10 protein-coding genes and 1 tRNA gene are annotated in these 12338 nt (G+C 48.2%); 3 read left to right on the top strand and 8 right to left on the bottom strand.

Features of this window, described 5'->3' with window-relative positions; translation table 11 throughout:
- Nucleotides 1-193: 193 nt before the first annotated feature.
- Nucleotides 194-856, bottom strand: coding sequence for a uracil-DNA glycosylase (gene ung, locus C8N40_RS18480; protein ID WP_092098550.1), 663 nt, complete (start codon nucleotides 854-856; stop codon nucleotides 194-196).
- A gap of 91 nt (nucleotides 857-947) precedes the next feature.
- Here ung and apaG point away from each other — a divergent pair, with 91 nt between their 5' ends.
- Nucleotides 948-1334, top strand: coding sequence for a Co2+/Mg2+ efflux protein ApaG (gene apaG, locus C8N40_RS18475; protein ID WP_108213295.1), 387 nt, complete (start codon nucleotides 948-950; stop codon nucleotides 1332-1334).
- Nucleotides 1335-1408: 74 nt separating this feature from the next.
- A complete protein-coding gene (locus C8N40_RS18470; protein WP_245905185.1) occupies nucleotides 1409-2194 on the top strand; it encodes an O-methyltransferase in 786 nt (261 codons plus the stop codon).
- 87 nt (nucleotides 2195-2281) lie between these two features.
- On the opposite strand, the gene kdsA is transcribed toward C8N40_RS18470, so the two are convergent.
- The gene (gene kdsA / locus C8N40_RS18465) at nucleotides 2282-3091 is read right to left on the bottom strand and encodes a 3-deoxy-8-phosphooctulonate synthase (RefSeq protein WP_211318145.1); all 810 of its coding nucleotides are present in this window, start codon (nucleotides 3089-3091) and stop codon (nucleotides 2282-2284) included.
- Between the two features lie 319 nt (nucleotides 3092-3410).
- The gene (locus C8N40_RS18460) at nucleotides 3411-4004 is read right to left on the bottom strand and encodes a class I SAM-dependent methyltransferase (protein ID WP_108213292.1); all 594 of its coding nucleotides are present in this window, start codon (nucleotides 4002-4004) and stop codon (nucleotides 3411-3413) included.
- Nucleotides 4005-4111: 107 nt separating this feature from the next.
- Here C8N40_RS18460 and C8N40_RS18455 point away from each other — a divergent pair, with 107 nt between their 5' ends.
- Entirely contained in the window at nucleotides 4112-5053 is a 942-nt protein-coding gene (locus tag C8N40_RS18455; RefSeq protein ID WP_108213291.1) for a hypothetical protein, read from the top strand.
- A gap of 241 nt (nucleotides 5054-5294) precedes the next feature.
- Here C8N40_RS18455 and cphA read toward each other — a convergent pair whose 3' ends face one another.
- The 5 genes from cphA to rpsA all read right to left on the bottom strand — a co-directional run bounded on the left by cphA (nucleotide 5295) and on the right by rpsA (nucleotide 12036).
- The gene (cphA, locus tag C8N40_RS18450; protein WP_108213290.1) at nucleotides 5295-7922 is read right to left on the bottom strand and encodes a cyanophycin synthetase; all 2628 of its coding nucleotides are present in this window, start codon (nucleotides 7920-7922) and stop codon (nucleotides 5295-5297) included.
- Between the two features lie 374 nt (nucleotides 7923-8296).
- Nucleotides 8297-8367 (bottom strand) — tRNA-Cys (locus tag C8N40_RS18445).
- 278 nt (nucleotides 8368-8645) lie between these two features.
- Nucleotides 8646-9008, bottom strand: a complete 363-nt coding sequence (locus C8N40_RS18440; protein ID WP_108213468.1) for a DUF2200 domain-containing protein — start codon at nucleotides 9006-9008, stop codon at nucleotides 8646-8648.
- Between the two features lie 170 nt (nucleotides 9009-9178).
- On the bottom strand, nucleotides 9179-9727 hold the full coding sequence (locus C8N40_RS18435; protein ID WP_108213289.1) for a hypothetical protein: 549 nt from the start codon (nucleotides 9725-9727) through the stop codon (nucleotides 9179-9181).
- A gap of 422 nt (nucleotides 9728-10149) precedes the next feature.
- A complete protein-coding gene (rpsA, locus tag C8N40_RS18430; protein ID WP_108213288.1) occupies nucleotides 10150-12036 on the bottom strand; it encodes a 30S ribosomal protein S1 in 1887 nt (628 codons plus the stop codon).
- Nucleotides 12037-12338: the final 302 nt, after the last annotated feature.

Raw genomic sequence — 12338 nt, 5'->3', positions numbered from 1 at the left:
CCAAAGTATAAAGTATGGCCTACGCGGACTTTGAAGTCCGCAGCAGAGGAAGTTCCAGACAAGGATGTCCGGAACAGCTATCTACGTATGTAGCCGAAGTATATAAAGGCACGAGCTACAAGCTCGCGCCAGCGGCAATACCTCAACCCAGCCTCAGGAAAGTATAGTTATGGTAACGCTATGTATATCCCCTCTACCAATCAATCGGCTTTTTACCGTGTTGCTCCAGATAAGCATTTGCCTTGCTGAAATGGCGGCTGCCGAAAAAACCACGGTCAGCGGCAAAAGGCGATGGATGCGCTGCCTTTAGCACCAGGTGCTTACGCTCATCAATAAAAGCCCCCTTCTTTTGCGCATAGGCTCCCCACAGCATAAACACCACATGCTCTTTCTGGTCGTTCACTTTCTTTACCACCGCATCCGTAAACTCCTCCCAGCCCTTGCGCTGGTGCGAGCCCGCATTGCCGGCCCGTACGGTAAGCGTCGCGTTCAGCAGCAAAACCCCTTGCTTTGCCCATCGCTCCAGGTTTCCGGTAGGCGGCAGGTCTTTTCCTAAATCACTCTTAATTTCTTTGAATATATTGAGCAGAGAAGGCGGTATGCGCACCTCGTCGCTCACGGAGAAAGCCAGCCCGTTGGCCTGTTTGGGCCCGTGGTAAGGGTCCTGCCCTAAAATTACGACCTCTACCTTATCAAAAGGGCACATTTCAAAAGCATTAAAGATCTGGTTGCCTGGCGGATAAACTTTTTGGGCGGTGTATTCGTCTTTTACAAATGAAACCAGTTCCTTAAAGTATGGTTTTTCAAATTCATCTTGTAAGACTTTTTGCCAGCTTTCTTCTATCTTTACATGCATGGGTTAGTTTGGCTTGATGGGTTAGATTAACAGAAGCTACAGCACGCGCGGCAGCCGGATTGGTTTCTAAGTATACAAAAAACTCTGGAACATGGATACAAAAACAACGGAAGGTGTAAAAATTACGGTTACCACCAACTACTTACCGGACTACTCGAGCCCGGTACAGCAGCACTTTGTTTTTGCCTACAGGATAAAAATAGAGAACCGCAGCGAATTTACCGTAAAACTGCTGCGCCGCCATTGGTATATCCATGATTCTACTGGCCAGATGCGCGAGGTGGAAGGTGAAGGCGTTGTGGGGCAGCAGCCAATCCTGGAGCCGGGGGAAATACATGAGTACGTATCGGGGTGCAACCTGAAGACCGGCATTGGCAAAATGCGCGGCACCTACCTGATGGAGCGCCTCGTGGACGGCCGCCACTTCGATGTAACGATTCCTGAGTTTACGCTGGTAGTGCCCTACAAACTAAACTAAGCCCTGCACCCAGAAGGTATTTTTATACTTTTAAAGTATAGCTTGCCTCAGCATCTTCCCTACTTTTAGCCCTTGTGACACACCTTAGACTAGCCGCTGATTACCTCTTGTACCGGATGCGCGCCTTCAAGCTGCATGGCGTCCACTCCCCTTTTATCTTCGACTTGTACCACAACGTGCTGCACCATAGCGGCCATTTCGGGGCATACGACACAGTGGAGGCCCTGCGCCACCAGCTGTTAAGCGATGAACGGGAACTGCAGGTAACCGACTTTGGCGCCGGCTCCAGAAGTATAAAGCAGAAGTCCCGTAAGGTAAAGGATATCGCCCGCACCTCGGCAAAGCCTGCCAAGTATGGGAAGCTACTTTTCCGACTCGTAAACCAGCTGCAACCCAACACCATACTCGAGTTAGGCACTTCGCTGGGCATCACCACCTCTTACCTGGCAGAGGCACGCAAAAATGGCCGGATTTATACGTTTGAGGGTTGTCCTAACATCGCCCGCGTGGCCTGGGATAATTTTAAAAAGCAGGGCTACCGCAACATCCGGATTATAGAAGGTAACCTGGACAGCACCTTAGACGAGCAACTGCAGCAGCTGGAAAGTATAGATTTCGCCTTCCTGGACGGCAACCACCGCTACGAGCCAACCCTGCGATACTTTGAAAGCTGCCTGCACAAGTGCCACGAAAACACCGTGCTGGTGCTGGATGATATTTACTGGTCGGCGGGAATGAAGCGGGCCTGGCAGGAGATAAAGCGCCACCCACAGGTGCGCCAGACAGTAGATTTATACTTTGTAGGATTGGTTTTCTTCCGGCCCCAGCAACCGAAGGAGCATTTTACTTTAAACTTTTGACAAAGGGCTTGGTGACAAAAGACAAAGGACAAAAGAGTTTTAGTTCTGTCTTTTGTCCTTTGTCTAACTATCTTTTGTCTAGAAGCTTTAGCTGATAGCCTGGCGGATGCGTACCAGTTTCTGCAGCAGCCCTTCCAGTTGGTCCAGCGGCAGCATGTTGGCTCCGTCGGACTTGGCTATACTTGGCTGCGGGTGCGTTTCGATGAAAAGGCCGTCGGCACCTACGGCAATGGCCGCCTTGGCAATCGTCTCGATCAGGGCAGGCTTACCGCCCGTTACGCCCGAGCTTTGGTTTGGCTGCTGCAGCGAGTGCGTCACGTCCATCACTACCGGGGCGCCGGATGCTTGCATAGCTGGGATGTTGCGGAAATCCACCACCAGGTCGGAGTAGCCAAAGCTGTTACCGCGGTCAGTAAGTATAACTTTCTCGTTCCCTGACTCGCGCACTTTGTCTACGGCAAAGCGCATCGCCTCGCCGGACAAAAACTGGCCTTTCTTGATGTTTACCACCTTGCCCGTGTTTGCGGCAGCTACAAGCAGGTCAGTTTGGCGGCAGAGGAAAGCCGGGATCTGCAGTACGTCCACATACTCCGCTGCCATGGCAGCCTCACCGCTTTCATGGATATCGGTAACGGTAGGCACGTCGAACTCCTTCCCTACTTTCTCCAGGATGCGCAGCGCCTTTTCATCCCCGATGCCGCAGAAGGAATCGAGGCGGGAGCGGTTGGCCTTGCGATAAGACCCCTTGAAAATCCACGGAATCTGCAGCTTGTCAGTAATCACCTTAATGCGCTCTGCAATATCCAGGGCCATTTCCTCGCCCTCAATGGCACAAGGGCCAGCCATCAGGAAGAAATTGCCACTGTCTGTATACTTTAGTTTTGGTATCTCGAACATAATAATTATACTTTTATACTTGCCTTACCGGCTCTGCAAAGGTAATTAGAAAGTTAGAGAGTTGGGGAGTTTAGGAGTTAGAGAGTTTGGGAGTTCATGAGTACATTGGTGTTTAAATTATGACACCGGAGCCTCAAAACAGATTGCATTAGGGTATGAATATACATTCCTTAGGTTTTTAACACGGCATTTAGCTTGTGAAGTATACCACACTGGTGCAATTGTAACAAGTTTATACTTTACACTTTATAAGTATGCTTAAAATAATAGAAGAAATCATAAACTCTTTAACTCTCTAACTCCTAAACTCCTCAACTCTCTAACTCTCTAACTTCCTGAGTTCTATAAACAGTTCTTTCCCCTGCCGCGGGGGGATGGAGTTGTGAGCGGTTTCGAAATGGATAAACTCGAAGTATGGCGCAAAGTATGATACATACTCTTCGCGGCTGCCACCGAAAGGCGGGCCTTCCTTCTCAAAAACAGTGTTAAACAAGAGGCCCATCAGCGTACCGTTTGGCTGGAGCAGTTCCGCGCACCTGCGGGCATAGGCGGCGCGCAGCGCTGGATCAAGGGCGCAGAAGAAGGTTTGCTCGACTATCAAGTCATAAGTGCCTCGCAGCGAGAAAAAATCCTGGTGCAGCAGGTGGCCCTCCGGAAAGGATGGATTTCCGTGCAGCAAATTCTGTAAAGGTGTGATAGCCACGTCTGCTACGTAAACTTCTGTGAAACCGTTTTTGTGCAAATATTCAGCCTCATAGGCGTTTCCGCATCCCGGAATCAAAATGCGCAGCGCTTTGTTCTCTAGCTGGTCAAAATATTGTTTCAAGGGCGGCGTTATACTCCCAACATCCCAGCCAGTCTGGTTTTGCTGGTAGCGCTGCTCCCAGTACGATGCATTAAAATCTCGGTTCATCTTGCTTCTATTATAGAATCTAATTTATATATTTGACGCTTGCACTGCTACCAAATAGTGCTAAACTTTAACACAAAGTATAACATCGGGTAACCAAAATTTTAAATATGTCTACAAACACTCCTGAGAACCGCAGTAACCGTAAACTGTTAATCAGTGGCCTCCTGGTGGTGCTTATCAGCATCAATGGCATCCTTATTTACATGAATTACCAGAAAGCGGAGAAAACCGAGGAACAGGCCGAGATCATTAAGGTAAAGGACGTTGAGCTGGAGAACCAGATTAAGATTTACGAGGCGCTGAAAGCTGATTTTGAGCGGCAGAGCCAGGAGCTGAGCGCGATGGGCCTGGCCAACGACTCACTGGAGGCGCAAATCGCCACCATCAACTCCGACCTACAGGAGCTGCGTGGTTTCAGAAAGAGAAGCTACAGCCTGGCCGACCAGCGCCGATTCCGCGACAGAGCCTCCGCCTTTGAGAAGCAACTGCAGGAGAAAGACCAGGAAATCGCCCGCCTGAAGCAGGACAACGAGGTGCTGTTCACGGAGAACACCGACCTTAAAACAACACAAACACGCCTATCGGACAGCCTGACTACGATGCGCTCCACCAACGCTGAGCTGAACCAGCAGGTGAAGCTTGCAGCCAGGCTCGAGACGCAGCGCATCAACGTAAACATTATTAACAAGCGCGGGAAAGAGAAAGATGACTCTGACAATGAATACAGAGCCAAGCAGGTTGAAAAAATCCGTATAGACTTTAAACTGGCGAAAAATGATGTAGCCAGGCAGGAGCCTAAAACGGTTTACATGCGCATGATTGAGCCAGACGGCGCCGCCCTTTATAACCTGACAACAGGCTCGGGCATGTTCCAGATTGACGGCGAAGACATGTATTACACTGCCAAACGCGACTTCGTGTTCGACAATACGCAGCAGGAACTAAGCTTTACCTACAATAAAAATGCTGAATACAAGAAAGGCCAGCACACCGTAGAGCTCTACACTGATGGCTTCCTGATCGGAAAGACAACTTTCACTTTGAAGTAAGAAAGTTGGTCTTAGCCAAAGTATAAAATATAAAGCCCCTGCTCTTCCGGCAGGGGCTCTATATTTTTAAGGCCGTCTATCGGAGCCTATACTATAAGTGCGCTATACATCATAATAGGACAATAAAAAAAGCCCTTACCTGGGGCAGGGGCTTTAGTCCATCGTTCACATTTATTTCTATATTAATATTCTTGATGCTCTTTCGCGGTACTTATACTTGATTAACGGTAGAAAGGCTGCATTATTCTACAAAAACTTTTCTATCCTGGATTACCTTGAAACTCTCCACCATTTTCACCGATTCATGCACATCCTCCGTGAAAATGGCCACGATAGAGCCAGGCTCTGCATTCTCCAGCGCAGAGGCTATGGCCCTCATCTCTTCCGGTATCTGTCGCACTGCTTTGGCGGGATCTACATCGGCTATGCCCTTTAAAAGTGGCTCCAGGATCTCCTCCGGTTTTCGGCCACGCAAATCACTGTCGAGGCGCACGATTACCTCATCAAAAATTTCGGCAGACACCCGGCCAATCTCGTAAAAATCTTCCTGCCGCCTGTCGCCTACGGCAGCAACCACGCCTACTTTTTTAGACACCTCCAATGCACTCATATACTCCCCGATGGCTTTAAGCCCGCCTACGTTGTGCGCATAATCCACCAGCACCTCAAAGGTTGGGAACTTAAACAGGTTCATGCGGCCCGGCGTTTTGTTGGGCGAAGGGATGAAAGTGCGCAGCGAAGTTTTGATATCCTCTATGTCAAAGTGCGCGATATAACCGGCTAAAACAGCTGCCAGAATGTTCTCGATGTTAAACTTTGCCTTTCCCCCAAAGGTCAGCGGCACGTCAGCCACGCGGTCTATCCGTATCTTATAGCTGTTCTTGAAAATGGAGATAAAGCCGTTCTCAAAAACTGCCGCCAGACCGCCTTGGGCAATATGCTTCAGAATGCGCGGATTGTTCTCGTCCATGCTAAAGAAGGCTACTTTGCTGCTCACTTCCGCGGCCATGGCATACACCAGGTCATCATCGGCGTTAAGTATGGCGTACCCATCTTTGCTCACGCTCTTTGGCACTACCGCCTTCAGTTGGGCCAGCTCTTCAAGGGTATGGATGTCTCCCAGGCCAAGGTGATCAGAGCTGACGTTAGTCACGATGCCGATATCGCACTGGTCAAACCCCAGGCCTGAACGTAGCAATCCGCCCCTAGCGCACTCCAGCACCGCGAAGTTCACGGTCGGATCCTTCAGCACAAACTGTGCGCTGTATGAACCTGTGGTATCACCTTTCTCCAGCAGCTTATCCTGAATATAGATACCCTCGGTGGTAGTATAACCCACCTGGAAGCCCTTATGTTTTACCATGTGCGCAATCAGGCGCGTGGTGGTGGTTTTACCATTGGTGCCCGTTACGGCGATAATCGGGATACGGGCAGGCGCATGGCGTGGGAAGAGCATATCCATAACCGGCTCCGCCACGTTTCGGGGCAGGCCGTAGGTAGGCGAAATGTGCATCCGGAAGCCAGGGGCTGCGTTCACCTCCAGCACCGCGCCACGTGCCTCGTTCAGCGGAATGGCAATGTCGGTGGTCATCACATCAATCCCGCAAATGTCTAGCCCGATTAAGCCCGCTATGCGTTCGGCCATGAGCACGTTGTACGGATCTACCAGGTCGGTAACGTCGGTGGCGGTGCCGCCTGTACTAATGTTGGCTGTGCTCTTCAGGTACAGCACCTCCCCTGCCGGCAGCACCGATTTGGTGGTGAGGTTTAGCTGCTTAAGCAAGTTCTGGGTGTGTTTGTCCAGCTTTATTCTGGTAAGTGCCTTCTCGTGCCCAATGCCGCGCCTCGGGTCCTTGTTCTCGCGTTCTACCAGCTGCTTTATAGTTGATACCCCGTCGCCGGTAACCATGGCCGGAGTGCGCTTGGCAGCGGCCACAAACTTGCCGTTTATCACTAGCAACCGGAAGTCAAAACCCTGTATATACTGCTCCACCATCACCCACTGCGAGTATTTCCTGGCTTCCTGAAAACCTTTCAGCGCATCCTTCAGATTGGTGATGTTGATGGTGGCTCCTTTCCCGTGGTTCCCATCCAGGGGTTTGGTAACAACCGGGAAGCCAAGCCAGTCGATGGCCTTCTTCAGTTCCTCAGCCGTGCTTATAGTCCGCCCTTTCGGCACCGGGATGCCTGCCTCGTCGAGGATGTCCTTGGTAGCTTTCTTGTCTCCTGCAATCTCCACGGCAAAGCAGGCCGTGCCCGAGGTCATGGTGGCCTGTATACGCTTCTGGTTTACACCGTAGCCCAGCTGAATGAGCGAGTGGCGGTTGAGGCGGATATAGGGTATGCCACGGCTTTTTGCCTCCGATACAATGGAGTAGGTACTAGGACCAAAGTACTCATCCTCGCGGATGTCGTGCAGGCGCGCGATATCCTCATTCAGGTTATACTTCTCCCCTTTTGCGAGGGCATTTGTGATGCGCACCGCAGCATAGGCCGCATACCCCCCGGCCCGCTCCTCCTGATACGAGAATACTACCGTCATTTGCCCTTCTTCCCGTGTCGGATAGCAACGCCCGTAGCCGCTTTCCATACCGGCCATTGTTTGCAGTTCCAGTGCCACATGCTGCACCACATGGCCAAAACTAGTACCATCCTCCACCGACCTGAAGAAGCCGCCCTCTACCCCTTCTGCTGCGCGGTGGCTGTGCATGTCCGGGAACATGTTTTTTAAGCGCGATAGAACTTGCGGGTAATCTTTTGTTGATCCATGGCTTAGCTCTTCCAAAGCCAGCTTGATAACAATAAGTTTAGGGTGTTTTACTGACCAATAGTTAGGTCCGCGCATGATGCGCAAATCAATGATTTTCATTCGTTTTCTCGCTGATTAAGCTATGCGTTTAGCATTGCACATGGTACGCTCCTTCGATAATTCTTCTGCCATACATTTTCCGGGCATTTGCTGGGGTTTCATGCCACTGTTTATCTGTGCAATTTTTATAATGTCAGATTATACTTTGCAGGGTGCTGAATTTAATGATTGCAGGCTTTAGCAGTTCTTCACTACCATATGCCCGTGTTAGCCTTAGCTAAGCTCATTACGGAATATGGTGCCAAAAGATTAAGCCGGCAGCCGAAAAAATATGGCTGTAATAGGGAAACGGTAAAGTATGAGCTGTGGGCGCAGCGAAGTATAATGTGAAGGGGCTGAAAACAAAAAACCCTGCCAGATTTGGCAGGGTTCTGAGGTAACGAGCGGATTCGAACCGCTGTAGCAGCTTTTGCAGAGCTGAGCCTAGCCACTCGGCCACGTTACCGTGTTGTTCGATTGGAGTGCAAATATACACAGGGAAGTATACTTGTCAAACTTTAGGAAGCTATTTTTTGTGGGCAAAAGGACTTTCCGATGTTATACTTTGATGCTCAGATTGTTGGAAAAGCAGATTCTTATAAATTGAATCAGGAAGCATGAAAACGATAAGGGGATATCCTTTGCCTTTATCGAATGTCACGTTATCCAACGGAGAAAGCTTGTCTAGGAACTGAAATCTCGCCCTCTTAAACTCAAGAATGTTCTGTTGGCAAAATAGCTTTTCTACGCCCGCAGGATCTTCTCTATCTTTTTGCCTTTAGCTAATTCGTCTACCAACTTGTCAAGATACCTTACTTGTTGCGTCAAAGGGTTTTCAATGTCTTCTACCCGGTAACCGCATATTGTTCCCGTAATGAGGTGGGCATTTGGGTTCAGTCTTGCTTCTTGGAAGAACGTTTCAAAAGTTACCTTTTCATCAATGGCATGCTGCAGCTTATTTTGATCATACCCTGTCAGCCATTCTATCACCTGATGTAGTTCCTCTTCCGTCCTACCTTTCTTCTCCACCTTTGCCAAATAGTGAGGATACACGGAGGCAAAAGTCATTTTTGCTATCCGTTCGTTGTGCTCGGGTGTTGTTATCATATTCTTAAGAGTTGTGTTTTCAAAAATGGTCATAATCAAAATTTAACATCCAACGTCCGTTGAATAATACAGTCAAGCTTCTCCATTTTATGCTGAGAAAGACAGTAGCATTATTAAAAGCTGGACACTCTAGTAACTTGATTTATTCCGCTTTTACATTCGGTTTTACATTATGATATCCAGCCTGCTATATATTCATCTATCACCCATTTCCCTTTATAAAGCTTATATGTATGAAGTTCGGAGTAAGCGCATAATGAGCCACAATACATATACCTCCAGAAAACTGCTTTCTTGAAATCTTTGGTGAAAATTGGCACTGAATACACGAAATAATTCTTTTTGTGTTTCTTCTTCAATGAGATTCTGGGGATTGCAAGATTCCAAATTGTATCATTAAAGCCATTGACTTGTGCTTTCAGGAAAGCTACATCTTCCTTAGTTAGCTCGACTTTCTCAAGGAGTTTATCAAACTTTATTTCAAATTCAGTTTCGGATGGAAGTTCTCTCAAGTCCCAGCTCGCTGTCTTAAGACTTATAGGTTTATAAAACACTTTCTTTGGTAGTTTATTAAAAGCACTCTGATAAGGCTCCTTATTGGTTAGCACATCCTGCATGAATTTTGTAATCACACTATCAGGTACTAAAGCATTGTATGTCTGTGAAAAGGCAGGAATATTAACAAATAGCAGGATTAGTACTAGTAGCAGTGCCTTCATTTCGATTTGTTCTATTGTGCCAAACTATTAATCTTTATCCTTCGCATATCCCTTTACTTTGTATCAGGCTTTGACAACAAGTAATTATTCTTTCTGACCCAACTACCTTGCCTGCGGGATTTCACATTATAAATTAACGTGAACTCGGGAATTAAATCGTATATAAAAATTTGATTATCAAGAATTTAAACCATTGTCAGCTTCTTAAACAATCTCTTTTTGTTATTTAAGTAGCAATATTTTAAGGGTAGATCTCTCAAAATAAAGAACAAAGCAATGTCTGCTAATCCCGAGGCTCTGGAAGAGAGTATTTTAAAGGTTAATTTCCGAGTTCACGTTAAATTACCAACATAAAGTATAAAAACAAAAAAGCCCCGGATTGCTCCGGGGCCTTCTTGTTGTATAACAAGCTTAAAGATTAATTAAGCATTGTTCTCCTCGTCAGAAGCCTCGCCTTCGTTAGAGTCTTTTGCTTTTTTAGCAGCAGCAGCCTCTAATTTCTTCACACCAGCTTCTTTCTCGTTCTCCAGCATCTGCTCTTTCAGGGCAGAAAGTGCATCCAGGTCGCCAAGCGTAGACTTGTTCTCGGCTTCTTTCTGTACTTTAGGAGCTTTCTCTTTCTTCTCACCTGTAGCAGGAGTAGCCTTCTTCGTAGCTCTTGCAGCTCTTGAAGACTCTACCTCTGAGTGAGTAGCTGTATGAGAAAGGATGATCTTGCGGTCGTCCTTAGAGAACTCAGTTACCTTGAACTCAAGGCTCTCGCCTGCCTCTACCTGAGAACCGTCCTCTTTCTGAAGTCCTTTCGGGAAAGAGAAACCTTCGATGCCGTAAGGCAGCTCCAGTGTAGCGCCTCTGTCTGACTTCTCAAGTACAGTAGCTTTGTGAACTGAACCTACGTTGAATACAGACTCAAACGTATCCCATGGGTTCTCCTCCAGCTGCTTGTGGCCCAGGGCAAGTCTTCTGTTAGCTACGTCCAGCTCCAGAACAACTACGTCCAGGTTCTCACCAACTTTCACGAACTCAGATGGGTGCTTGATCTTCTTCGTCCAGCTCAGGTCAGATACGTGTACTAGGCCGTCTACACCTTCTTCCAGCTCCAGGAACAGACCGAAGTTTGTCAGGTTACGAACGATGCCCGTGTGCTTGGTGCCAACGGCATACTTCGTGATAACGTCTTCTTTTGTCCATGGATCTTCAGTAAGCTGCTTAATGCCCAGAGACATCTTACGCTCTTCGCGGTCCAGTGTCAGCACAACTGCCTCCACCTCGTCGCCTTGCTTGATGAAGTCCTGTGGGTTGCGCAGGTGCTGTGACCAGCTCATTTCAGAAACGTGGATCAGACCTTCAACGCCTGGCATCAGCTCCAGGAACGCGCCGTAGTCAGCCACGTTTACGATTCTTCCTTTCACGCGTGAACCAACCTCGATCTCAGCTGGAAGGGCATCCCACGGATGTGGTGTAAGCTGCTTCATGCCCAGGGAGATACGCTTCTTGTCTTCATCAAAGTCAAGAACCACGATCTGTACTTTCTGGTCAAGCTGCAATACTTCCTCTGGGTGGTTGATACGTCCCCAAGAAATATCTGTGATGTGAAGCAGACCGTCTACGCCACCAAGGTCGATGAACACACCGAAGTTTGTCATGTTCTTGATAACGCCTTCCAGCACCTGACCTTTTTCCAGGTTGTTCAGGATAGCTGCACGCTGCTGCTCCAGGTCTTTCTCGATAAGCACTTTGTGAGATACTACCACGTTGTCGAAAGCGGCGTTGATCTTCACAACTTTTACTTCCATTTTCTTGCCTACAAACACGTCGAAGTCGCGGATTGGCTTCACGTCGATTTGTGAACCTGGCAAGAAGGCCTCCACACCATGGATATCCATGATAAGACCGCCTTTTGTTCTTCTCTTAACGATACCCTCCAGAACGTTGTCGTTCTCAAGTGCGTCGTAGATACGAGCCCAGGCGCTAACGATTTTGGCTTTCTTGCGGGACAAGATAAGCTGACCGTTTGGATCTTCCTGGTCTTCGATGAATACTTCTACCTGGTCGCCAGGCTTCAGGTCCGGCATGTCTCTGAATTCAGAAACCGGCACCAGACCGTCTGATTTGAAACCGATGTTCAGGATCACGTCACGATCAGTGATGCCTACCACGGTTCCGGTAACAACCTCCTGCTCCTGTACGGTAGTCAGGGTGTCGTCATACATTTTTTCCATTTCGGCTTTTTCTTCCTTGCTGTAGCCGGCGCCGAAACCCTGAGACTCAAACTTGTCCCAGTCGAAATTTTCTGGAGAATTACTCATATTGTTTATGCTGCTCTGGTATAGCCACCGGCGTAGAGCAATAAGCCGGTTTGGTTTAGTGTAACATACTCAGGCACAGCACCTGAGGCCATTCAACCGAATGAACGGCAAAAGTAAGTATAAAATTCGGGAAATACTACAAGAAGCCACTATTGTAATACACTTTTAGCGAGCCATTTAAGAAAATGAGCCGGCCTGCCGCAGAACTTAGTAACCGGGGAGAGACTGGTTTATACTTTCGGCTCCGGATTTTATAGTAGTCAAGATCAGGATTTACAGGATGGAGGGATGAGCAGGATTTT

Origin of the sequence: Pontibacter mucosus, from assembly GCF_003054055.1 — a bacterium.
GTDB lineage: Bacteria > Bacteroidota > Bacteroidia > Cytophagales > Hymenobacteraceae > Pontibacter > Pontibacter mucosus.
Note: the sequence above shows the minus strand (reverse complement) of the source record. Positions and strands in the feature narration are given on the sequence as shown.

Excerpts from the sequence above, each read along its gene's own strand:
- kdsA (WP_211318145.1), bottom strand. The coding sequence starts at position 3,091 with ATGTTCGAGATACCAAAACTAAAGTATACAGACAGTGGCAATTTCTTC.
- rpsA (WP_108213288.1), bottom strand. The coding sequence starts at position 12,036 with ATGAGTAATTCTCCAGAAAATTTCGACTGGGACAAGTTTGAGTCTCAG.
- C8N40_RS18460 (WP_108213292.1), bottom strand. The coding sequence starts at position 4,004 with ATGAACCGAGATTTTAATGCATCGTACTGGGAGCAGCGCTACCAGCAA.
- apaG (WP_108213295.1), top strand. The coding sequence starts at position 948 with ATGGATACAAAAACAACGGAAGGTGTAAAAATTACGGTTACCACCAAC.
- C8N40_RS18455 (WP_108213291.1), top strand. The coding sequence starts at position 4,112 with ATGTCTACAAACACTCCTGAGAACCGCAGTAACCGTAAACTGTTAATC.
- C8N40_RS18435 (WP_108213289.1), bottom strand. The coding sequence starts at position 9,727 with ATGAAGGCACTGCTACTAGTACTAATCCTGCTATTTGTTAATATTCCT.
- cphA (WP_108213290.1), bottom strand. The coding sequence starts at position 7,922 with ATGAAAATCATTGATTTGCGCATCATGCGCGGACCTAACTATTGGTCA.
- ung (WP_092098550.1), bottom strand. The coding sequence starts at position 856 with ATGCATGTAAAGATAGAAGAAAGCTGGCAAAAAGTCTTACAAGATGAA.
- C8N40_RS18440 (WP_108213468.1), bottom strand. The coding sequence starts at position 9,008 with ATGATAACAACACCCGAGCACAACGAACGGATAGCAAAAATGACTTTT.